Raw genomic sequence first — 22,455 nt, 5'->3', positions numbered from 1 at the left:
CGGCCTGAAGATCGGCGGGGTGCACCTGACCACCCTGCCCTCACGGATGACCACCACCCACCTCGCCCGGCTAAGGGCCGAGGGAGCTCGCCCCGCCGGCCCACCACCAGCTCGCTCCGCCCACCGGGATGGCCCGCTCGAGATCAACCGGAGCGTGAACGCCCGCGGCAACGTCACGGTCGCCGGGCACTACATCTCCGTCGGGGCCCAACATGCCGGACGCCGCGTCACGCTGCGCTTGGACGCTGAACTGCCCACGTCATTGTCGACGGTGCCTTGACCCGCACCAGCCCACTGGCCCTTACCTCAGCCCAGCGCAACCGGCTCCGAGGAGCACGAGCGACTGGTCCAGGCCGGCAACCCGACCGCCGACCGGGCCGAACCCGGCGGCGGGTTTCCGCCCGAGGCGATACCCAAGTCATCGGACAGTGAGTGCCGGTCGGGCTGCGCCACGCCGGCCAGATCGTGACCATCGAAATCGGCGAAACCGTCCTACGCGCCTACGACTAACGCGGCGACACCCTGATCAACCAGATCCCCCAGGACGAGCACCAAACCACTGGCCCGATTCAAGGCATACGGTGTCAACCGCAACCGCAACACCGGTTGAGCAGCCGCGAGCAGGAGGCACACAGGTGGCCACGGTCAGCGTCCGTTACATCGTCGATGACGTCGACGCCGCGATCGCGTTCTATTGCCAGCACCTCGGTTTCGAAGAACAGATGCATCCCGCCCCAACCTTTGCCATGCTGACGCGCGGCGACCTCCGGCTGGTGCTCAGCGCCCCTGGAACTGGCCCGGGTGGCGGAGGTCAAGCTATGCCAGATGGCACCATGCCCACGCCAGGAGGATGGAACCGGATCTCCCTCGAAGTTACGGACCTGGCGGGCACGATGGACAGGCTCCGTGATGCCGGAGTCCACTTCCGAAGCGACCTCATCACCGGAGTCGGCGGCAAACAGGCCCTGATCGACGACCCGTCCGGTAATGCCGTCGAGCTCTTCGAACCGACCCGCGCTGAGGCGCGCCTGAGCGACCAGTAGCAATAGCGATCACGGGCCCAGCGCTTGGCACGCCCGCGCAAGCACCAACACGATCATCGGCTGGGGGTCAAAGGGGTCACAGGTCCAAATGCTGTCCTCCCGACAGGGTTGCCAAAGGCCGCTGACTTGGAGTAATCCAGGTCAGCGAGCCTTTCCTTCGGTCGTCGCCACCATCGGCCACCTCGTGCTCACGAACCTTCGCGACACGCGTCGCAACGACGAGGTACCGATCTCCGACGCCCACGGTGCCATCCGACTCCGAGTCCCGATCCGGGCGGCCGAGCTTGGCGACGACGACCTCGCCGCCGATGAGCAGGACGCGAGGCTGCGATTCGACTATCACCCACTCGCACTCGGATCGTTTACCTTTCCGATCCAACTGAACATCGAAATTCGGGGAGGGTCTATCCCATGATCGGTGTTTCCGGCGATTTGGTTAGTAGGTTTCAGCGGCCGGCCAGCGGTCACTGAAGGTGATGGCGAAGGCGTTGATCACGGGTTGCCAGCGCATCGTCCATCGTGCGCGGCCTGTGCCGGTGGGGTCCAGGCTGCGGGTCACAAGGTACAGGCATTTGAGCGCGGCCTGTTCGCTGGGAAAGTGTCCGCGTGCTCGCACGGCCCGGCGGTATCGTGCGTTCAGTGATTCGATCGCGTTGGTCGAACAGAGCACTTTCCTGATCTCCATGTCGTAGTCCAGGAACGGCACGAATTCGTTCCACGCGCCGCGCCACATTCGGATCATCGCACCGTATTTCTTCCCCCATTTCTCCTCGAGCTCGTCCAACGCGACGAGCGCGGCATCGGGATTGGGCGCCGTGTAAATTGGTTTGATGTCCCGCTTGATCGCGTCGGCGTCTTTGCGTGAGGTCAACCGGAACGTATTCCGAATGAGATGGATAATGCACGTCTGCACGATGGTCAGTGGCCATACGTTCTCGACCACCTCGGGCAGGCCCTTCAGCCCGTCGCAGACCACGAAGAACACGTCACGCACACCCCGGTTCTTCAGATCGACCAGCACGCTCATCCAGAACTTCGCCCCCTCGCCGCCGGTGCCGGCCCACAACCCGAGCACGTCCTTGCGGCCGTCCACGGTGACGCCGATAGCGGCGTACATGGGCCGGTTAGCGACCTGCCCGTCCCGCACCCTTGACCACGATGGCATCAACGAAGATCGCCACGTACACCGCGTCCAACGGCCGACTGGCCCACTCCTGCATCTCGGCCACGACCTTGTCGGTGATCCGTGAGATCGTCTCTTTCGAAACCGACGCGCCATAGATTTCGGAGAAGTGCGCCGAGATCTCCCCGGTCGTCAACCCTTTCGCATAGAGCGACAACACGATCTCGTCCACATCGGTGAGTCGCCGTTGACGCTTCTTCACAATCTGCGGCTCGAACGCGCTTTCCCGATCGCGAGGAACCTCAATCCGCACCTCACCGACAGCGTCAGAAATGACCGTCTTCGATCGGGTGCCGTTGCGCACATTCGTCGACTCACGACCAGCATCGGCACGATGCCTCTCGTGCCCGAGATGCTCGGTCATCTCCTCATTAAGCGCCGTTTCCAGAACGTTCTTGGTGAACAGCTTCAACAGCCCGTTTGGACCAGTGAGCTCCAGCCCTCGCTGCCGAGCCTCGGCCACCATCGCCGCCGCGGCGGCCTGCTCCGGCGACAGCCCCCGGTCCGACCCCTTGATCTTCTTCTCTGTGCTCACAGCGTCAGATGTCATCACTCACAGTGCCCATCCCGCCGGACCACGGCCCGGCGTGTCGGGCCGGAAACACCGATCTTGCAACAGTCCCTTCGGGGATTACGCCGGTGACCCGGATCGGGGCCAGTTCGGTGGCGACGGGTCTGACCGGAGCGTCGACGGCGCCGTTGATGTCGGTCACCAGGCGGTGGTGGCGCCAAGCAGTGTGATCGAGCCGGATGCGGCCAGGTAGGCACAGAGCGTCGTCTGAGGACGATGGCTAGGACGAAGCTTGTCGCCGCGCTGTGGGGCAGCGCGCAGAGCGCCAGATCGCGATGGCGAACAGAAGTGTTCCGATAGCTACCTTGGGGCGGGAGTTAGTTATCGAAGCGCGGGCCACTTCTCGAACGCCACGCCCAAAAACAATCAGGCGGATTGCTGCTGGGCGGCGATGAGCTGTTCGGCGTCTTCCCGGGAGACCGCGGATGGGGGAGAACTCCACATACGCCGCCCGTTCGGCTCCTGCAGGAACCAGACTGAGACCATGCCGATGACGCCGGCGATGATCAGGTAATAGGCCGGCCAGTTCAGATCTTTGGTTGCTCCGACCAGGGCGCCGACCACTAGGGAGGTGGTTCCGGCGAACAGCGAGACAGACACGTTGAACGCGATCGACAGGCCGCCGCCGCGGACCTCGGTCGGGAACAGGGACGGCAGCGTTGAGGGCATCGTCGCGCTGAAGCAGATCAGCAATAGTCCCATGATCATCAGTCCGAGGAAGATCGACACGATGGTGTCGGCTCGGATCAGCAGGATCATCGGGAAGGCCAGCACGACCAGGCCGATCGAACCAAGCAAGGCGATCGGCTTGCGGCCGATGCGGTCTGACAACGTTCCGATCAGCGGAATGGTCAACAGTGCGACCACCATCACCACGATCTGCACCACCTGCGAGGTCGTGGAGCTCTCGCCGGTCGCCCCTTGCATCCTGGGCATGGTGTCGGTGACGTAGGTCGGCATGTACGAGGTCAGCATGTAGTTGGTGACGTTCCAGACCAGGACCAGGTCCATGCAGACGAGCATGAAGGGCCACATCTGCAGCAGCGTCTTCCACTCATGGGAGCCGCGCTGCTCCTTCTCCCGCTTGTCGGCCTCCTTCTCCAGCGCGACGAAGGCGGGAGTGTCCGCCAGGCGGGTGCGCAGGTACACCCCGACGAAGCCGAGGGGAATCTCACGATCGAGCAGATCTTCGACATGATCGCGGCTATCGCCAAGATCCACGGCGATCCCAGCTATCTCGAGCCGATGTTCGAGACCATGCTCGAGGGCCTCCAACTATCGGCCGACGACAACGCCGAAGGGCCGGCCCGGCCATAGTTACCCGCTGCTCGCCAGCCCAGCGGTCCACGAAGACTTCGTCACTACTCAGACGCCGGGGTAGTCACTGGTGATCACGGCGATCAAAGCCTGCGTGCCAGGGGGACTAACCCGGGCAGCGCCCGTGGCGATCGATCGCTCCCGTGAACACCGCCACGGCGCGGCCGAGATCGTGGCACGGGAACTCGCCCGGCGGATCCGGTCGTCGGTTCGTAACGGACGATGGCCGTCCGCGCAGCTCCAGAACGGGTCCTGACTATCTCGGTTGCTCTAGTGAGAGTGTGGGCTGAGAAGGGCGATCGACGCGCGGACCGCTGTCTCGGAGACATCGCTGATCTGTCCGCCGTCCTCGACCGTGGTGGCCGCCAGCTCGCGCAGGCCTCCGAGCAGAATGACCGCGAGTTCCCGCGGCACCGGGCCGACGCCGGCGGCACGCATCTGCTCGGTATCGCAGAGCGTCTGGATCATGGCGACGAAAGACTCAGTGGTGTCCTGTCGGCAGGCCGGGGCACCGAGCGAGGGGACTTCGCGGATCCAGCTCAGCGTGATGGCTGGCTCGGATTCGGCGTAGGCGATCCAGGCCTCGATCGCCTGGCGCACTTGGTCTTGCCAAGGCGCGTGCGGGTCGACCGACGTTGAGATCCACCGGACCATCTCGGCGTTCACGTCGGCGAGCAGCCCGACGAAGCACTCTTCCTTGCTCGCGAAGTGCTCGTAGAAGGTCCGGCGTGACGTGCGCGCGCGGCGGACGATGTCGGCGACCGTGGTGTCCCGGTAACCCTGCTCAACGATCGAGGCGGCGAGGCCGTCGAGCAGCCGCTCGCGGAATCCATCCAGGTCGTTGTGCGTGGTTAATGTTTGCTCCGCTCGACATCGGCGCCACGCAGTCATCACCGCGATCCCATTTCCTCTCGGCTCGGCGAGTCCTTGCCACCTATGGTACGCCGGTGTACCGTGCGGTTGAAGCGTTGGTACGCTCGCGTACCGCATCGTTTTCATGCCGGATGGGCGCAGCGGCGTGGCGTCCGCTCGATCAGGCACCGAGGTTGCGACGGCATCATCGCGGGTGCCACCGCGACCGACCCGATAGCCGTCATTGTCGAAGACCAGTGCGGGGAAGCAACGGCATGGTTTCAAGGAGGTGGATGTGCAGTGCAGGGGTATGTGTTGACGCATTACCGGCGGCCGATGGAGCTTCGGGAGGTCCCTGAGCCGACGGCTGGCGATGGCGAGGTGCTCATCCGGGTGCGCGCCGCGGGGCTGAACCCGGTCGATTACAAGACGCGTGATGGCGCGGTGCGGCTGGTCTGGCGCTATGACTTGCCCGTGGTGATGGGTAACGAGCTGGCCGGTGTGGTGGAGGGAGTCGGCACCGGGGTCACCCGGTTCGCGGTGGGGGATCGGGTGTTCGCCAGGGTGGACCATCAGAAGATTGGCGCCTTCGCCCCGTACGCAGCCGTCAACGAGAGCCTGGTCGGGAAGATGCCGGCGTCGCTGGACTTCGCCGAAGCGGCCGGATTGCCGCTGGCAGGGTTGACCGCGTTGCAGGGGCTGCGTGACGAGCTGGCCGTCACCAGCGGTGATCGGGTGTTCATCTCCGGCGGGGCCGGCGGTGTCGGCACACTCGCCATTCAACTGGCCGTCTGGATGGGTGCCACGGTGGCCACCACCGCATCACCCCGGGGCGAGACGCTAGTGCGGTCACTCGGGGCCGAGACGGTCATCAACTACCAGAAGCAGAAGTTCAAGGACGTCCTGCGCGACTACGACGGCGCGTTCGACCTGGTAGGGGGGAAGGATCTGACGGACAGTCTCGACATCCTCAAGCGGGGAGCCAAGACGGTCACGATCGCGGGCGTCCCGGAACCGACCACCGCCCGCGTGGACCTGGGCCTGGGCCCACTGCTGACCGCCGGAGTGTGGGCGATCGGCGCCAAGACCCGCCACCGGGCCCACCGCAGGGGAGTCGGCTACCGCTACCTGCTCATGCACCCCAGCGGAGACGACCTCGACCTGTTGGCCGGCTTGGTCGATGGCGGTCAGCTCAAGCCAGTGACCGACCGGGTCTTCCCGTTCCGGCAGATCGCCGACGCGTTCGCCTACCTCGAAAAGGGCCGCGCCAAGGGAAAGGTCATCGTCCGGCTCTGACCGATCCCAAAGATAGGGCCCCCGGAGACTTGCAAGATCATCATCGTCGGCGAGGGACATCAAGCGCTGCAGTCACCTAACCGTTCTGGTTGATGTGACCAACGAAGCACACGCACAGCGGGCAGCCGCACGAGCCGTGGCTGGATCGTGACGGCACTGGTGATGGTGGGGTTTCCCGCGCTGCGCCCGGCAGCCGTGGAGGCGGCCGCGTTCTATATCCAGCTGGGCGCCAGCTGGCGCGCGTTCGCCTTGGCACTCATCGGTGCGATGCTGATCACGCTGATGACTCACCTGCAACATGCCACCGAGTCCGACGGTGTGCGCCTGGTGCCGGCGATTGTGATCGGTTTCCTGCTCGGCGCTGGCCAGGTCGACCATGCGATCGTGGCGTCGCTGATCTGCTTCGCTGGGTTGGAAGCGGGCGCCCCGTTCGGTTACCTGGACTGGCTCGGAATGTTCGGATTCGCGGTACTGGGCAACCTGTGCGGTGGCCTGGTCCTGGTGACACTGCTGCGGCAGGTACCTCACAAGGTGATGGTGGAACGCGGCCACCCAGATGGGCCGGGATGAGGCGTCGGCGGCCGGCCTTCCCTCCGGCGGGGTAGCGGGCCGCCAAGCGCGAGGTCGGTCAGTGGTCCCAACGGGGGACTCGTGGCGTGTCCGGAGTTTGGGAAGGCGCCGGCGGGAATGCGGTGCGTGTCCCGCGGCTACGTGGCTCAGTCCGCGCTGCTGTCGTTGGTCTCGTGCTCGTGCTCGTGCTCGTTCTTGTCGCCCCGCTCGTCGTCGGGCGCGAGGTCGGGGCGCATCGCGTCCGGGTCGTCGTTGGGATGCAAGGTCGGCCAGTCGCGCTCGGGTGTGTCCGCGGGGTGGTGCTTGTCCATGGCGCTGGGTACCCGCTACGAGGTGCGTCAGTCGTCTCCGGCTGCGGGTGTGAACCCGGCAGCCGCCGATCCGGCGGAGAGGATTTTCATGGAATCGACTGATCTGGTGATCGTGGGCGGCGGACCGGCGGGGCTGTCCGCGGCCACGGGCTACCGCGACGCCGGGGCAGGACCTATCGGCAGAGGAACTGACCAGCGCGGCGGTCAGTGCGGTGGGGCACACGCATGGCGAGTTGCCCAGCGCGCCTCGTGTTCTAGCGTCGTCCCTGACGGCGCAGCCCCCAGGCCTGGGCAGCGGTATCCACCAGTCCCAGGACCGCGAGTCCCAAGCCGATTCCGGCAACCGCGCCCACTGACCGCGGCCCACCACAGCACGGCCAGGCCCGGCCACCACACCAAGATCGCCGCCATGTTGGCTCCCAGTGTGGGCGGCCCGGTGTCGTTCGCTAGGTGCGCAACTCGCGGGCCAGGGCCATACATAGGTGTCCGATACCCTGGCCGAACTGGCCAAAACCGGCTTCGCTGAGCTACCCCCCGGTCGGCCTAGCATTGGCGTGTGCGGCTTGCCAGTACGGAATGGATCCTCGTGGCGCGGCCTTGGCGTGCCCGGACCTCCCCGAAGCCTTTGCCTCACCCTGATCCTGGAAACCCCCTCTGGGTCTGGCCGACCATCACCGGCTTATTAGGTGCGCGTTCCCGCCTCGGAAGCGTGTCAGGTGCCGGGGCGGAATTCTTGGAGTTTGGTTTTTGCGCCTTGGACCATCAGATGCAGCGCTGACGGGTCTCCCTTGAGTACTGATTCCATCATCGACTTGGCCTGCTCAAGGGTGGCGTGTGGCGGGATCGGCGGCACCTCCGGGTCGCAGTGCACGTCCAGTACCGTCGGTCGGTCGCTGGCCAGCGCGGCGTCCCACGCCGGCCCGAGCGCCTCAGGGTTGTCGACTGTGATCCCTTCCAACCCGATGCTGTCAGCGAAGTCGGCGTAGGACACATCAGGCAAGGTCTGGGATTGCTCGAACTTCGGGGCGCCGCCCATCGCGCGCAGCTCCCAGGTGACCTGGTTCAGGTCGTTGTTGTGCAGCACGCAGATCACGCAGCGCGGGTCCGACCAACCCGGCGCGTACCGAGCAATGGTCAACAACTCAGCCATCCCATTCATCTGCATCGCCCCGTCACCGGTGATCGCGATCGCCGGACGGTCTGGATGGGCGAACTTCGCACCGATTGCGTACGGCACCGCCGGGCCCATCGTGGCCAGTGTCCCGGACAGCGAACCACGCACCTCACCCCTGATCCGCAGATGCCGGGCGTACCAGTTGGCCGCCGACCCCGCGTCAGCCGTGACGATCGCGTTGTGCGGCAGCCGCTCGGAAAGCTCCCACACCACACGCATCGGATTCACCGGCTTGGCCTCGAGCATGGCCTGCTGCCCCATCGTGGTCCACCAGCCGGCGACGTTCTTCTCGATCTTCTCCCGCCACCCTCGGTCGGACTTCGCCTCCAGCCTCGGCAGCAGCGCGCGCAGCGCCGCCGCGGCGTCGGCCACCATGTTGACCTCTGTCGGGTAGCGCATACCGATCATCGCGCCGTCCAGGTCGATCTGCACCGCCCGCGCCTTACCGAACTCGGGCAGGAACTGGCTGTACGGAAAGTTCGTACCGACCATTAACAGCGTGTCGCAGTCACGCATCATCTCGTAACTGGGGCGAGTACCCAACAGCCCGCTCGACCCGGTCACGTATGGCAGCTCGTCAGACAGCACATCCTTGCCCAACAGGGCCTTCGCCACGCCGGCGCCAAGCACGTCAGCAACCTGGCGCACCTGCTCGGCGGCCCCGCGGGCGCCCTGGCCGATCAGGATCGCTACCTTCTCGCCAGCGTTGAGGATCTCCGCGGCCCGGGCGACATCCGGCTCGTGGGGCTGGACTGTCGGCGCTGAGAGGCCCGGTGGGCTGGACGGAACCTGTTTGAATGCATGCGCGGGTGCGGTGTAGTCAGCGGCTAGCAGATCGCTCGGAATGATCAACGCGGTGGGCGCGCGCCGGGCCATGGCGGTCCGGAAAGCCCGATCCAGCGCGTTGGGTAATTGTTCGGCTACGTTGACCTCGACCAGATAGTCGCTGGCCACGTCCTTGAACAGCGACTGCAGGTCCACCTCCTGCTGATACGCCCCGCCCATCGCGGAACGCTCGGTTTGACCGACGATCGCCACCACCGGCACATGGTCGAGCTTGGCGTCGTACAGCCCGTTCAGCAGGTGGATCGCGCCGGGACCTGAGGTGGCCATGCACACGCCGACCTTCCCGGAGAACTTGGCATAACCCACCGCCTCGAACGCGGCCATTTCCTCATGTCGGGCCTGCACGAACATCGGCTTGTCATCGGCCCGCCCCCAGGCGGCCACGATGCCGTTTATCCCGTCACCGGGATAGGCGAAGACCTGCTCGACACCCCACTCCCGAAGCCGCCGCAGTATGTAGTCGCCGACCTTCTCAGCCATCGTCCACCCCGTGTTCCACACCGCCCACAATGGGAATCGTCGAGGCCTGACTACCCGGCCCAGGCCCAACCACACCCCGCGCAGGTCGTCCACTCTCAGGACGACTACCTACCTGACTTCGGGTTGCTGTGGTCGTTCATCGGCGCTCATGGGTTCGCTGCCCGAAGCGGTCGGGATCCGCCTGCTCCCAGTCGCCGGCCCAGTCTGGCGCGGGGTCGGCGGTCAGCTCGCCGGGTGTGAGCCAGTGGTAGAGCTCGGCGTAGGAGTCGGAGTCGTGGTGTCCGACGCGGCGTATCAGCTGATCAGGTCGCAGCTCATGCGGCTCATGGGCGCCCATGGCGGCCATGATTTCGCCGGCTTCGGCCACGGTGGCCTGTTGGAAGCGTTGCACTCGCAGGCTCTTGTCCGCCACGTCCAGGGCCTGAGCCCGTTTCGGGTCCTGGGTGGCGACGCCGACGGGGCACTGGTTCGTGTGACAGCGTTGGCTCTGGATGCAGCCCGTCGCCATCATCATCGCCCGCGCCGCGTTGGTGTAGTCCGCGCCCTGGATCAGCCGTTTGACGATGTCCGAACCCGAAGCCACCTTGCCCGAGGCCCCGATCTTGACCTGTTTTCGCAGGCCGACTCCCACAAGAGCGTTGTGCACCATCATCAGCCCCTCAGTGAGCGGGCGACCGACATGATCTTCGAACTCCAACGGTGCCGCGCCGGTACCACCTTCCGACCCGTCAACGATGATGAAGTCCGGTGTGATGCCCTCGGCGAGCATGGCCTTGCAGATTGCCAATACATCCACCCGGGAGCCAACGCACAATTTGAAACCGGCGGGCTTCCCACCGGAGAGTTCCCGCATCCGGGCAACGAAGCGCACCAGCTCTCGCGGGGTAGCGAAGACCCGGTGCCAGGCCGGGCTGACACATTTTTCGCCCTGGGGCACGTTTCGGGCCTTGGCGATCTCAGCGGTGACCTTCGCGGCCGGCAATACCCCACCCACACCTGGTTTGGCGCCCTGGCTCAGTTTCAGGGACACGCATTTGACCGAGTCGTGGGCCGCCTTGTCCGCGAACATTCCCGGGTCGAAGTCGCCGTCTTTGGTGCGTGCTCCGAAGTAGCCGCTGCCGATCTCCCAGACCAGGTCGCCGCCGTTCTCCAGGTGGTAGTCGGTCAGACCGCCCTCCCCGGTGTCGTGCGCGAACCCGCCCAGCGCCGCGCCCCGGTTCAATGCACGCAAGGCGTTGGCCGACAGCGAACCAAAGCTCATAGCCGAGACGTTGAGCAGCGCCATGTCGTACGGCTTGGTGCAATCCGCTCCACCGATGCGAACCCGGGGTGGCTGCCGCGGGGGTGCTACCGGCGCGGTCGAGTGCAACAGGTACTCATAGCCGGGTTGATAAACGTCGAGTTCGGTGCCGTACGCCTTCTCCCCTTGAATACCTTTGGCTCGTTCATAGATCAACGACCGTGTGTCCCGATCAAAGGGGCGTCCGTCATAGTCCCGTTCGATGAAGTACTGCTGCAGCTCCGGTCGGATGCTCTCCAACGCATACCGTGCGTGTCCGATCACCGGATAGTTGCGCAGCACGGAGTGACGCCGTTGCGCTACGTCCCAGACACCCAGTGCGAGCAGGACGACCATCACAGCGCACAGCGCCCACCACCCCGATGCCCAGAACACCCCGGCAAGCGCACCCAGTGCCCCGAGGACCAGCAGGACAGGGAAGATCACGAAGCGCATCATGAGCAGACGTCCCGACGATCCTGAGGCGCTAGGACGCACCCGGTTCGGCTGACCCGGGGGAGCTCAGGGCGTCGACGCGGAATCACCGCCGCCGTCTCCCGGCCTGCCCCAGTGGATGCCGCCAGTATCGGCGGCAGTGGCGCGATCCGCGGCTCAACGACCTTCACGATGACCTTCCATGTCCCGTCCGTACGTGGCTAGCTCCGCATACCCGGAACCGTGAGCCCGACACCCCTTCCTGAGACTCTCGACTATCGCGCAGTGACCGAAACGTATGTTTGCTCGTTCAGGGGTCTCGTGCGTCAAGATTCCTGGCAGGTGGCAATCCCCTGAAACCGTAGAGACTTCAGTTGGTGTGATCTTGTAGTTGGGTTGTGTCGTTCGCGTCGCGTGCCAGTCGGGCAGGCGCTGGCCTGCCCGCGCTGTGCGCCGGTTGGGGGCCGTCGAGGCTCCGAGGTCAAGGGCGGCCGTAGGCCGTCGCGGCAGCGATCGCGTCAGCGACCCTTGAGGTTGGAGGTGCGGTCCCCGTATCCTGCGCGGCGCGTAATGGGATTCAGCGGCGGCGCAGCCGCCTCCGTTGTGGTTGTGGTTGTGCTTGTGGGTGAGCATCTCGCTCAGGCCACCTCGGTGGCAGGGTCGTCGGGTTGGGCCAGCTCGTAGTCGATCGGGGAGATCATCCCGATGGAGGAGTGCCGTCGGGTGCGGTTGTACTCATCGATCCAGGCCGCGACCCGCCGCCGAGCGGCTGCCTTGGTCGGGAATTCTTCGCACGAGCGCAGCTCGAACTCCAGGGTGGAGTGCCACGACTCGATGACCGCGTTGTCCAGCGCCGATCCCGGCCGGCCCATTGATTGGCGGATGCCCAGTCGTATACAGGCCGCGCGGAACATCCCGGCGGTGTATTCGCTGCCCTGGTCGGTGTGCAATACCACCTCGGCCACTTGCCCGCCGCGCACCGCGACCGCCATCGCCAACGACCCGTAGGCCAGCTCGGCATCGTGGTGCTCGCTCAAGGCGAACCCGACGATGCGCCGCGAGCACACGTCCAGCACGCTGGCCAGTTGCAGTTTGCCTTCGGCGGTGTCGATCTCGGTGCCGTCACCGAACCAGCGCTGGTTGATCCGCCGTGCGGTGAAGTCCCGTTTGACCAGGTCCGGGGCGCGCCAGCGGCCCTTGCCCGGGCGGGTGGTGCCCCGCCGGTGATGTTTCGCCCTGGCCCGCAACCCTTGCTCGGCCATGAGCTCCGCGACGGTGTTCTGGGAGACCCGCCAGCCCATGTCGCGTAGATCCGCGGTGATCCTCGGTGCGCCGTAGGTGCCCCGGTGTTGGGCGAACAACGCCGCTACCAGCACGGCCTGCGCCCGCCGCCGCGCTCGCCGGGGCGAGGCGTCGCCGTGGCGCCACTTGTAGAACCAGGCCTGCGACACCCCCAACGCCCGGCACGCCACCGCGTGCGGAACCCCGTGTTCGGCCCTCTGGGCCGCGATGAACCCGGCCACGACTACCGCCGACCCGTCGCGTCCTTGACCCAGAGGGCCACCGAGCGCTTGAGCACTGTGAGGATGATCAGGTACCGCCGCGACCGTGGGTCTGACCCGGCTTGAGACTGGCCGCGGTGCCTTGGTGATGATCGGTCGGCCTGCCGGTCGCGGCGGTGCTTGCTGCCACCGGGCCGGCGGGTGCGTGTCCCGATAGGGGCCTTGCCGCGAACAGGGCACCGTCACAGTCCTGACCGCACCGCACCGGCCCGGTGACGGCCAATCCGCTCCCCACACTGCCAGGAGACGAACGACCGGTGCCCAGCATGCCCCAGCCCAACCAGCCCGACCAGACCAATGCCGGCGAAGAGGTGATCCTCGGGATCGACACCCACAAAGACGTGCACGCCGCAGTCGTGATCAGCCTGCTCGGTGTGGTGCTGGGCAGGCGCAGTTTTCCGACCACCGCGGGCGGCTACGAGTCCCTGCTGGGCTGGGCGCGCGGGTTCGGGGCCCTGCGCCGGGCCGGGGTGGAGTGCACCGGCTCATATGGCAAGGCCCTGGCCCGGCACCTGCGTGCCACCGGCGGCATCGCGGTGATCGAGGTCAACAAACCCGACCGAGCCACTCGGCGCCGTCGCGGCAAGACCGACACGATCGATGCCGAGGCCGCCGCCCGCGCGGTGCTCTCCGGTCAGGCCACGGCGACCGCGAAGAGCAGCGACGGGGACGTGGAGATGTTGCGGCTGTTCAAGCTGGCCAAGTCCTCGGCGATCAAGTCACGCACCCAGACGATCAACCAACTCCAGAGCGTGCTGATCGGTGCCGACCCTGAGCTCCGCGATGAGCTGGCCGCCCTGAGCACCAAAGCGCTGGTGCGCCACTGCGCCGCCCTGACCGTCCCGGCCACCACCGACCTCGCCGGCGCGACGTTCTACACGCTGCGGTTGCTGGCCCAGCGCATCCAGGCCCTCTCCGCGGAGATCGCCGAGCTCGACGGCAAGCTTGCTCGGGCCGTCCACCGGCGCGCCCCCAAGCTGCTGGGGCAGATCGGGATCGGCCCAGACTGCGCCGCCGAGCTGCTCATCGCCGCCGGGGACAACCCGGAACGGATGACCCACGAGGGCTCCTTCGCCGCGCTGTGCGGCACCAGCCCGGTCGAGGCCTCCTCGGGCAAGACCAACCGGCGCCGGCTCAACCGCGGCGGCAACCGGAAGGCGAATTCCGCGCTCTACATGATCGTGATCACTCGGCTGCGCTGGTGCCCCCGCACCCGCGCCTACGTGCAACGTCGCATCGCCGAAGGACTGTCCAAACGCGAGATCATCCGCTGTTTGAAGCGCTACATCGCCCGCGAGGTCTACCAGATCATCATCGAGCCGGAAAGTGGCCCGAGATCACTCCACCACGCCGCTTGACAAACATAGGGGCATCATCACGCTCCATCGCCAGCTCGGCGTTCTCCCGCCGCAGCCGGGCCAACTCGATCCGCTCGTCCTCGCCGAGTCGACCGTTACCGTCCTTGGCCTGACGGTCCAAAGCCACCCAGTTGGCCAGCGTGCCCGGGTTGATCCCCAGGTCCTTCGCGATCTGCGCGATCGGGCGCCCGGTCTCGCGGACCAACCGGACCGCGCCCTCCTTGAAATCCTGATCTGTGAGTGTCGTTGCGGTACTCCTGGATGGAGAACCACCAGGCTCGGTGCCGGTGACCCGACGTGACTCAATCCTGATCTGGCCGCTTCAGCGTGCCCTTCGTTTGACCTGTCGGTCGTGGTTGCCGGCACCAGCCTGGCCCCACCAGTTGGCTTGATTAGAAGCATGTCCGCGCGAGCGTGACCCGTCACAGATCTGCCACCACGGTGACCCTCATCCAGGCCGGTGCCGACGTTGACCGCAACCCCTGGAAGGGCCCTCGGCCAGTGGTAATGCTCTCAGAAGTCACCGATGCAGTCATCGGTGCCGATACCCACCGCGACACTAACCAGCTCGAGATCGCTTACCCCAGCGGCGCGGTGATCGCCACCGCCTCGTTCGGCAACCACAACGCCGGCCATGCCGAGGCGTTGGCTTGGGTGTTCGACCATGCTCCTGGACCGAGGCTGGTGGTCTCGATCGAGGGGACCCGTAGCTACGGCGTCGGGCTGGGCCGCGCCGCGGCCGCCGTCGGGCTACCGGTGATCGAGGCCGAGCAACCCCGCCGCAAGACCCGCCGAGGCAAGGGCAAGTCCGACCCGATCGACGCGCATCTGGCGGTGCTGTTCGCTCTCGGCCTCGAGGTGAACAAGCTGCCCACCCCACGCGCGGACGGAGACCGGGAGGCCCTGCGTATCCTGCTGTGCGCGCGGGAGGATCTGACCACCACCAGCACCGCGCAGACCAACCGTCTCAAGGCGTTATTGCGAGATGGGGGCGACGCTGACCGTCGTCTCGCCTGCGGGAAACTCACCGCCGCCATGTTGTCTGAGCTGGTGAAACGTCGCCAACCTCGGGAGGCCAGTCGAGCCCAGGCCGTGCGTCACGCCGAGATCCGCCGCCTGGCCCTCGCACTACGCGAGGCCGCCCGGGCGCTGACGGCCAACAAGGCTGAGCTAGCCGCGATCGTCAACGACCTCGTTCCAGCGCTAACTGACCGGTGTGGGATCGGGCCGGTCACCGGCGCGCAAGCGATCGTCTCGTTCTCCCACCCCGGGCGGTGCCGTAACGACGCCGCGTACGCCGCCCTCGCCGGCACCAGCCCGATCGAGGCCTCCAGCGGGCGCACCGTGCGCCATCGACTCAACCGGGGTGGCGACCGAGCGCTCAACAGGGCCATCCACGTCATCGCCAACACCAGGATCCGCAGCGACCCCGCCACCCAGGCCTACGTGGCCCGGCGCACCACCGAAGGCAAGACCCCCAGGGAGATCCGGCGCTGCATCAAGCGCTACATCGCCCGCCAGCTCTTCCGCACCCTCACCACCGCGATGGCTCCCGCCACCGTCGCTGCACCCAGCCTATGAATCAGCGCCCGAACGGCCCTGGCCGCGCCAGCTCACACGACAGGAGGAACCCACATCAAACGGTCTTGACACACATAGAAGCGTCAAACTTCCGCCGTGACTCCGCCATCGCCCCCACCTCCTCTAAGGCGATGTCTCCACGTTACGAGGGGAAGCCCACAGGGCCCGGTGTTTGGGCCCCTATGGAAGGGTGTTGACCATGAGTCGGACGGGGCCGCCCCGTTCTCGGTTGTCGGCGCAGGAGAAGACGCAGATTGTGCTGGCGGTGTTGGCCGGTGAGATGACGCTGGCCGAGGCGGCTCGGCGGCATGGCGTGACGCCACAGGCGGTCGGGCATTGGCGGGGCCGGTTCCTGGAGGCGGGCAAGGCCAGCCTGGAGAGTCGAATGCCGGGTGTGGCCGACGGGGCCGGGTCGCAGCCAGAGCGGCGGCTGCGGGCAGAGGCTGAGCAGTTGAAGCTGGCGTTGGCCGAGGCGACGGTGCAGTTGCCGATCTGGCGTAAGGGGACCGAGCACGTTGATGCGTTCCCTTTGCGGAAGAATCCTCGCGCCCATGTGCGCGGCGCAGCGGACCGCGCTCTGCAAAAGGTTCAGCTCCACGGGGTGGCGGACCCGCGAACCCATCAGTCGGCCAGTGGTGTCGTCCACGCGTCGTAGCTGTAGACCCAGTCGACGTCGGTGGGTTCCTTCAGCCAGGTGTTCGTGCGCGAGCTGAGCTGGACTCTGGAGGTGCGCTGTTTGCGGGTGGCCTCGAAGCGGCGGAAGGCATCGGCGATACCCGCCCGATCGTCCACACCGTCGACCAGGCGGGCGAGTACGACCGCGTCCTCGAGTGCCATGGCGGCGCCCTGAGCCATGTAGGGGGTCATCGGAGGCAGGCGTCGCCGAGGAGGGTCACGGTGCGGTCCGACCAGCGCTCCAGCGGGTCGCGGTCCACCAGTGCCCACTTGTGCACGTCGGGGCAGGTCTTGAGGGTGTGCTGGACCTGGGGGTGGAATCCCTCGAACGCGGCCCGCAACGTGTCCATGTCGCCCTTGGCGGACCACGACTCCACGGTGAACTCGGGCTCGGGCTGGCTGGTGACGAAGTAGACCTCGCTGCGGTCCGGTTTGACGTAGTAGATGACGATGTGGCGGTCCGGGCCCCACCATTTGGTGCACTCGTCGATCTCGTACCCGCCCAGCAGCTGGGTCGGGAATGTGGTCCGGTACGCGATTCGGCCGGTGAAGTTCGCCTCGGACTCGCCGAACACGAGATCTTTCACGGTCGAGTGGACACCGTCCGCGCCGATCACGGCATCGGCGACGGTGGACGAGCCGTCGGCGAACGACAAGCGGACGCCGTGTGCGTTCTCGTCCAGGCCGACCAGGGTGTGGCTTAGCCGGACGTGCTCCGGCGGGACGGTGCTCGTCAGGGGCTTCGTGCAGGTCGCCCCGGTGGGCGAGTAGGTATGGGGGCCCCGTACCTCGCCTCGGCCGGGGGCCGAATATCTGGTCGAACTTCACCTCGCCGGTCTGCCAGTCTTTGTTGTTCCACGAGCGGGGGTAGAAGGCCTCCGCGCGCATCCTCGGTTCGAGCCCCAGTCCGCGCAGCGCGTGCATCGCGTTGCAGCCGCCCCTGGATGCCAGCGCCCAGGCGGGTGAAGCTGTGCACGGGTTCACCGCCCGCGAGCTTGCCGCGTTCGAAGCGATTCCGCTGGGCACTGCGAAATCCCGCATCCGCGCCGCGCTGGCCAAGCTCCACGAGACCGTGGCTGACCCGCAGCACGTCCCTACGCGGTGAGTATTACGCACGGCCTCGAACGCACTGCACCAACAACCGTGCTCAACGGTGAGCCCACGCTCACCGTCACCTCACCTGTAGCTTTGCTTGTCGTCTTGAAGGTGGCGTGATCGTCTTGAAGGTGGCGTGCCGCGCGTGTAATCGGCTCATCGCACTCCCGGCCCCGCCGTCGGTGGTCGGGCCGGTCAGTCCTCGCCCTTGCCCTCGGCGAGCCCGGTCGAGATCAGGTCCATCACGCTGGAGTCGGCCAGTGTGGTGACGTCGCCGATCTCCCGGTTCTCCGCGACGTCCTTGAGCAGCCGGCGCATGATCTTCCCGGACCGGGTCTTGGGCAGCTCGTCGACGACCATGATCTGGCGCGGTTTGGCGATCGGGCCGATCTCCTTGGAGACGTGGTCGCGCAGCGCCTTGATGGCTTCCTTGCCCTCGGTCGAGTCGCTTGCGGACTTGGCCACGTTGCCGCGCAGGATCACGAACGCGACGATGCCCTGCCCGGTGGTGGGGTCGGACGCGCCGACCACGGCGGCCTCGGCGACGGTCGGATGTGACACCAGCGCCGATTCGACCTCCGTCGTGGAGATGTTGTGCCCGGACACCAGCATGATGTCGTCGATGCGCCCGAGCAGCCAGATCGCGCCGTCGTCGTCGTACTTGGCGCCGTCGCCGGCGAAGTAGTAGCCCTGCTTGGCGAACCGCTTCCAGTAGGTCTCCCGGAAGCGCTCCTCGTCACCCCAGACGCCGCGCAGCATCGAGGGCCACGGCTGGTCCAGCACCAGGAAGCCGCCCTGCCCGTTGCCGACCGGGGTGCCTTCGTCGTTCACGATCGTCGCGGAGATGCCGGGCAGCGGGCGCATCGCCGAGCCGGGCTTCGTGGCGGTCACCCCGGGCAGCGGCGAGATCATGATCGCGCCGGTCTCGGTCTGCCACCAGGTGTCCACGATCGGGCAGCGGTCCTTGCCGATGTTCTCCCGGTACCACATCCAGGCCTCGGGGTTGATCGGCTCGCCGACGCTGCCCAGCACCTTGAGCGAGGACAGGTCGTACTTCTCCGGGATCTCCTTGCCCCACTTCATGAACGTGCGGATCAGCGTCGGAGCGGTGTAGTAGATCGACACGCCGTACTTCTGGATGATCTCCCAGTGCCGGCCCTCGTGCGGGGTGTTCGGGGTGCCCTCGTACATCACCGAGGTGGCCCGGTTCGCCAGCGGTCCGTAGACGATGTAGGAGTGCCCGGTGACCCAGCCGATGTCGGCGGTGCACCAGTAGACCGACGTGTCCGGTTTGAGGTCGAACACGTTGCGGTGGGTGTAGGCGGCCTGGGTCAGGTAGCCGCCGGAGGTGTGCACCACGCCCTTGGGCTTCCCGGTGGTACCCGAGGTGTAGAGGATGAACAGCGGGTGCTCGGAGTCGAACGCCTCCGCCGTGTGCTCGTCGGACTGGCCCTCGACGACGTCGTGCCACCACAGGTCGCGGCCCTCGGTCATCGACACGTCGGTCTCGGTGCGCCGGACCACGATGACGTGTTCGACGCTGGGCGTGTCGGTGAGCGCCTCGTCGATGTTCTCCTTCATCGGCGCCGGCTTGCCACGGCGGAACTGCCCGTCCGAGGTGATCACCAGCTTGGCCTCGGCGTCCTGCACCCGGGAGCGCAGTGCGCCCGGGGAGAAACCGCCGAACACCACGCTGTGCAGCGCGCCGAGCCGGGCGCAGGCCAGCATCGAGATGGCGGCCTCCGGGATCATCGGCAGCTGGATCGCGATCCGGTCGCCCTTGGTCACGCCGAGCGAGGCGAGCGCGTTGGCCGCCTTGCACACCTCGCGCTGCAGGTCGGCGTAGGTGATGGTGCGGCTGTCGCCCGGCTCGCCCTCCCAGTGGAAGGCCACCTGCTCGCCGTGCCCGTCGGCCACGTGCCGGTCGACGCAGTTGTAGGCCACGTTCAGCTTGCCGCCGACGAACCACTTGGCGAACGGCGCGCCGCTCCAGTCCAGCACCTGGTCCCAGCGCTGCTCCCAGTGCAGAGCATCGGCCTGCTCAGCCCAGAACGCCTCGCGGTCGGCATCAGCGTGGGCGTACATCTCCTCGGTCGCGTTCGCCTGTCCCGCGAACTCCTCGCTCGGCGCGAAGCTGCGGGTCTCGGTGGACAGGTTGCTCAGGGTCTCGCTGGAGCCGGACATTCGCGGACCTCCGTCGGAACGCTGACCGGCCGGAGGCGGAGCCACCGGCCGGCCAGCTGGTGTATTGAGCAGAAGGTCTCTACGGCCGGGCGAGTGGCATCACGGGCAGCACAGTCTTGTGGAACGTCGAGTTGGTGACCCCGGCGAACGAGGCGTACCAGGCCAACACGGCGGTGACCAGTCCCGTCCAGCCGCCGGCCTCACTAATGACGGCGACGCCGGTGAAGGTGCCGATCGTGAGTAGCGCGAAGGTCACCGTCAAGGCGCCGAACACCGCAAGGACGGCGCCGGTGGTGCGCAACGCGGCGACTGTCATGTAGGCGGTGAAGATCGTCCACGCGAGTAGGAAGATCCCGGTGGCACTTCCGGCGGCCGGACCGAGGCCGGGGGCGACGAACTTGACGTATGCGGCGAAGGATAGCCAGAACGCCCCGTACGAGCTGAACGCCAGCGCGCCGAACGTGTTCGCCTTCCGGAACTCCCACATGCCGGCCAACAACTGCACCAGACCGCCGTAGCACAGCGCCAGGGGTAGCACGACCGGCTCGATGGCCTTCGATGCCAGCCCGGCGTTGACACAGCTGAGCACGAAGGTGGTCATCGCGAAACCGGCCAATCCGAGTGGGCCCGGGTCGGCGATATGATCGCCTGGCGGGTCGGTTCGCACAGCCCGCGGCTCGGAGACATCGCGATCGCTGATGGTGCTGCTCATTTTTTCTCCTCTCGCGACGCGGCTAATGCCCGCTGGTAGGACCATTTCCGCTATGAGTGTTACCCCTGGCTTCCCGCTGTACCCAGCGCGGGAGCACAACCGTGCTAGCGACCAGACCGCAGACACAGGTCACGAGCGGTCGCATTTCCAGGACACTGACCGCGGGAAGTAGCAACGGCACGACCACCGCCATGACATAGGCCAGCCAGCGCGGAGGAGTCCGTGGCTGCCTTGGGGTGAGCCGGACACAGAGGAACCGCGGCGTGGTCTCGTGGCGCAGGCGACGCTCGATGTCCGCCAAGGCGCGCGTGTCCTGTTCGGTGAGCATCGCGCCTCCTCGTTGAGGACTGCCGATCCGCTCACAGGGCCTAAATTTCGGATCGCCATAAAATGCTGGAATGCAATGGTTGCGCAGAGAAACACGTCCCGCAACACGTGGTGTCCCAACGGGTGAGGCCTAGTGCTGCAACGGCAGTTAGGTGAGTAAGTATCCGCGTCGTCGATAGTGGCTGAGGCGGGCTTGGTGTTGGCGTTTTCTGCGCCAGTAGGACCAGGACCAGACGTGCTCGATGCTGTGGGTGTGTCGCAGGGCGAGGTGGACAAGCAGTCGCCGGATCTCCGGTAGCGTGAGACTGATCATGTGCTGGTTGTCGGTACTGGTTCCCCCTTTGTGAGCTGCGCTTTTGTTCCGGCGAGCCAGGCCAGGGCGAGCATCGACAAGTCGACGTGGCCGCCGCCACCACTGTGCCGGATAGTCCTCAACTGTGGCTATCCGGCCCATTCCTTGGTTGCTCGTGGCAGAACGTGCGGGCACCAGGCCGCACGGCCTCACTTCCCCTGCGGCCGGACAACGATCGTCCACCACTGGACACCCTGGCTAGGTGGCGGTGTGGTCGTTGATGAGACCCTCGTGATCTGATGTCCAGACCGACCGAGTCCACCGTTAACATCTGCTTGCTGTTGCCCGACGTGCTGGGCACCTATTCCGACTCGGGGAACGCGACCGTGCTGCTGCAGCGGCTGCGGTGGCGCGACATCCCGGCCCGCATCCTCACCTGCACCGCCATACAGAACCCCCCGACCAGCTGTGACATCTATGTGCTCGGCGGCGGCGAGGACGCCGCGCAACGGTTTGCCGCCCGCTGGCTGCGTGATCACCGTGCGCTGCGCAACACGCTGGCGGACACCGCGGTGACCCTCGCAGTCTGCGCGGGACTGCAAATCTTCGGCCGCACCATGACCGACCCCGACGGAACCGTGCACCTCGGCGCCGACCTGCTAGACCTCACCACCTGCCCCGGGCGCCGCCGGGCCACCGGACAGATCACCACCCACTGCCATCTGCCCGGCGTCGGACAACTCTGCGGATTTGAAAACCATCGCGGCGCCACCACCCTAGGACCAGGACTGCGCCCGCTGGGCCGGGTCCTGACCGGCATCGGCAACACCGGCAACCACGGACCTCGAATTGGGCATCGCACTGGGCGCGGCGATGAAGGGGTACTCACTGACCGCATCATCGGCACTTACATGCACGGCCCGGTACTCGCCCGCAACCCCGCCCTGGCCGACCACATCCTGACCCGCGCGACAGGTCACCACCTGGCCCCCCTCGAGCTACCCGACCAGGCCCAACTACGCCGAACCTACCTACCCGACCAGCCTCCCCGTCGCTTCCGTATCACCCCACGGCGTCGTTGATGCGAGTGGGCGCACGTCTCCGCCGGAGATGGTGGGCGGCGCGGGGTGTGGCGCCATCTGTCGGTCGGGCTGAACGATGGTCCGCCGTTTCTGGACGGTAACGCTGGGCGGGCGGCTCTGGCCGAACGCAGGGGGAGGAGCTGCCTAGCCGTGCCGCTGCGTCGTCGAGCACGTCCTGCACAGCGTCGGCGCCGGAGACGATTAAGTCCCACTGAACTCGCGCAACTGGA

At 66.5% G+C, this 22,455-nt stretch carries 20 protein-coding genes and 2 pseudogenes; 8 read left to right on the top strand and 14 right to left on the bottom strand.

Annotation, left to right across the window (positions count from 1 at the left end):
• Nucleotides 1-635: 635 nt before the first annotated feature.
• On the top strand, nt 636-1,043 hold the full coding sequence (locus ACTXG6_RS34375; RefSeq protein ID WP_445183516.1) for a VOC family protein: 408 nt from the start codon (nt 636-638) through the stop codon (nt 1,041-1,043).
• A 436-nt stretch (nt 1,044-1,479) separates the two neighbouring features.
• Here ACTXG6_RS34375 and ACTXG6_RS34370 read toward each other — a convergent pair.
• The 3 genes and pseudogenes from ACTXG6_RS34370 to ACTXG6_RS34360 form a co-directional block, all read right to left on the bottom strand.
• Nucleotides 1,480-2,692 (bottom strand): annotated as a pseudogene (locus ACTXG6_RS34370) (IS256 family transposase).
• Nucleotides 2,693-3,163: 471 nt separating this feature from the next.
• A complete protein-coding gene (locus tag ACTXG6_RS34365; protein ID WP_445183515.1) occupies nt 3,164-4,072 on the bottom strand; it encodes an MFS transporter in 909 nt (302 codons plus the stop codon).
• Nucleotides 4,073-4,384: 312 nt separating this feature from the next.
• Entirely contained in the window at nt 4,385-5,005 is a 621-nt protein-coding gene (locus ACTXG6_RS34360) for a TetR/AcrR family transcriptional regulator (RefSeq protein WP_445183514.1), read from the bottom strand.
• A gap of 63 nt (nt 5,006-5,068) precedes the next feature.
• Here ACTXG6_RS34360 and ACTXG6_RS34355 point away from each other — a divergent pair, with 63 nt between their 5' ends.
• Nucleotides 5,069-6,262 carry an NADP-dependent oxidoreductase gene (locus tag ACTXG6_RS34355; RefSeq protein WP_445183513.1) on the top strand — a complete coding sequence of 398 codons (1,194 nt, stop codon included), beginning with the start codon at nt 5,069-5,071 and terminating at the stop codon, nt 6,260-6,262.
• 147 nt (nt 6,263-6,409) lie between these two features.
• Complete coding sequence (locus ACTXG6_RS34350; protein WP_445183512.1) at nt 6,410-6,832, top strand: formate/nitrite transporter family protein; 423 nt, start codon at nt 6,410-6,412, stop codon at nt 6,830-6,832.
• A 146-nt stretch (nt 6,833-6,978) separates the two neighbouring features.
• Here the strand turns inward: ACTXG6_RS34350 and ACTXG6_RS34345 are convergent, their stop codons facing one another.
• The 4 genes from ACTXG6_RS34345 to ACTXG6_RS34330 form a co-directional block, all read right to left on the bottom strand.
• On the bottom strand, nt 6,979-7,143 hold the full coding sequence (locus ACTXG6_RS34345) for a hypothetical protein (protein WP_445183511.1): 165 nt from the start codon (nt 7,141-7,143) through the stop codon (nt 6,979-6,981).
• 712 nt (nt 7,144-7,855) lie between these two features.
• Nucleotides 7,856-9,643 carry a thiamine pyrophosphate-requiring protein gene (locus ACTXG6_RS34340; RefSeq protein ID WP_445183510.1) on the bottom strand — a complete coding sequence of 596 codons (1,788 nt, stop codon included), beginning with the start codon at nt 9,641-9,643 and terminating at the stop codon, nt 7,856-7,858.
• A gap of 136 nt (nt 9,644-9,779) precedes the next feature.
• Complete coding sequence (locus tag ACTXG6_RS34335) at nt 9,780-11,381, bottom strand: FMN-binding glutamate synthase family protein (protein ID WP_445183509.1); 1,602 nt, start codon at nt 11,379-11,381, stop codon at nt 9,780-9,782.
• A 614-nt stretch (nt 11,382-11,995) separates the two neighbouring features.
• Nucleotides 11,996-12,880 carry an IS3 family transposase gene (locus ACTXG6_RS34330; protein WP_445183381.1) on the bottom strand — a complete coding sequence of 295 codons (885 nt, stop codon included), beginning with the start codon at nt 12,878-12,880 and terminating at the stop codon, nt 11,996-11,998.
• A 305-nt stretch (nt 12,881-13,185) separates the two neighbouring features.
• Between ACTXG6_RS34330 and ACTXG6_RS34325 the strand changes: the two genes are divergently transcribed.
• Complete coding sequence (locus ACTXG6_RS34325) at nt 13,186-14,277, top strand: IS110 family transposase (RefSeq protein WP_445183367.1); 1,092 nt, start codon at nt 13,186-13,188, stop codon at nt 14,275-14,277.
• Here the strand turns inward: ACTXG6_RS34325 and ACTXG6_RS34320 are convergent.
• Complete coding sequence (locus ACTXG6_RS34320; RefSeq protein WP_445190174.1) at nt 14,231-14,584, bottom strand: transposase; 354 nt, start codon at nt 14,582-14,584, stop codon at nt 14,231-14,233. The two genes, ACTXG6_RS34325 and ACTXG6_RS34320, sit on opposite strands and share 47 nt — an antisense overlap.
• A 200-nt stretch (nt 14,585-14,784) precedes the next feature.
• Here ACTXG6_RS34320 and ACTXG6_RS34315 point away from each other — a divergent pair, with 200 nt between their 5' ends.
• Together ACTXG6_RS34315 and ACTXG6_RS34310 are read left to right on the top strand one after the other, a co-directional pair.
• On the top strand, nt 14,785-15,858 hold the full coding sequence (locus ACTXG6_RS34315) for an IS110 family transposase (RefSeq protein WP_445183368.1): 1,074 nt from the start codon (nt 14,785-14,787) through the stop codon (nt 15,856-15,858).
• 172 nt (nt 15,859-16,030) lie between these two features.
• Nucleotides 16,031-16,513, top strand: coding sequence for a transposase (locus tag ACTXG6_RS34310; protein WP_445183508.1), 483 nt, complete (start codon nt 16,031-16,033; stop codon nt 16,511-16,513).
• Here the strand turns inward: ACTXG6_RS34310 and ACTXG6_RS34305 are convergent.
• Entirely contained in the window at nt 16,480-16,725 is a 246-nt protein-coding gene (locus ACTXG6_RS34305; protein ID WP_445183507.1) for a hypothetical protein, read from the bottom strand. The two genes, ACTXG6_RS34310 and ACTXG6_RS34305, sit on opposite strands and share 34 nt — an antisense overlap.
• Nucleotides 16,722-17,189 (bottom strand): hypothetical protein, encoded by a 468-nt coding sequence (locus tag ACTXG6_RS34300; RefSeq protein ID WP_445183506.1) that lies wholly within the window; start codon nt 17,187-17,189, stop codon nt 16,722-16,724. The genes ACTXG6_RS34305 and ACTXG6_RS34300 overlap by 4 nt, the downstream gene beginning before the upstream one ends.
• A 314-nt stretch (nt 17,190-17,503) precedes the next feature.
• On the opposite strand from ACTXG6_RS34300, the gene ACTXG6_RS34295 reads away from it, so the two are divergent.
• Nucleotides 17,504-17,638, top strand: a complete 135-nt coding sequence (locus ACTXG6_RS34295; RefSeq protein WP_445183505.1) for a hypothetical protein — start codon at nt 17,504-17,506, stop codon at nt 17,636-17,638.
• A gap of 185 nt (nt 17,639-17,823) precedes the next feature.
• Here the strand turns inward: ACTXG6_RS34295 and acs are convergent, their stop codons facing one another.
• From acs to ACTXG6_RS34275, 4 genes and pseudogenes are all read right to left on the bottom strand, one after another.
• A complete protein-coding gene (gene acs, locus ACTXG6_RS34290) occupies nt 17,824-19,812 on the bottom strand; it encodes an acetate--CoA ligase (RefSeq protein ID WP_445183504.1) in 1,989 nt (662 codons plus the stop codon).
• Between the two features lie 79 nt (nt 19,813-19,891).
• Nucleotides 19,892-20,524 (bottom strand): acetate uptake transporter, encoded by a 633-nt coding sequence (locus tag ACTXG6_RS34285; RefSeq protein WP_445183503.1) that lies wholly within the window; start codon nt 20,522-20,524, stop codon nt 19,892-19,894.
• A gap of 22 nt (nt 20,525-20,546) precedes the next feature.
• Nucleotides 20,547-20,852: a DUF3040 domain-containing protein gene (locus tag ACTXG6_RS34280; RefSeq protein ID WP_445183502.1), complete on the bottom strand. Its 306-nt coding sequence runs from the start codon at nt 20,850-20,852 to the stop codon at nt 20,547-20,549.
• Nucleotides 20,853-21,160: 308 nt separating this feature from the next.
• Nucleotides 21,161-21,289 (bottom strand): annotated as a pseudogene (locus ACTXG6_RS34275) (IS701 family transposase); the annotation flags it as partial.
• A 153-nt stretch (nt 21,290-21,442) separates the two neighbouring features.
• On the opposite strand from ACTXG6_RS34275, the gene ACTXG6_RS34270 reads away from it, so the two are divergent.
• Nucleotides 21,443-22,225, top strand: a complete 783-nt coding sequence (locus tag ACTXG6_RS34270; RefSeq protein WP_445183501.1) for a type 1 glutamine amidotransferase — start codon at nt 21,443-21,445, stop codon at nt 22,223-22,225.
• The last annotated feature ends 230 nt before the right edge of the window (nt 22,226-22,455 follow it).

This window comes from Pseudonocardia sp. Cha107L01, from assembly GCF_052566575.1.
Note: the sequence above shows the minus strand (reverse complement) of the source record. Positions and strands in the feature narration are given on the sequence as shown.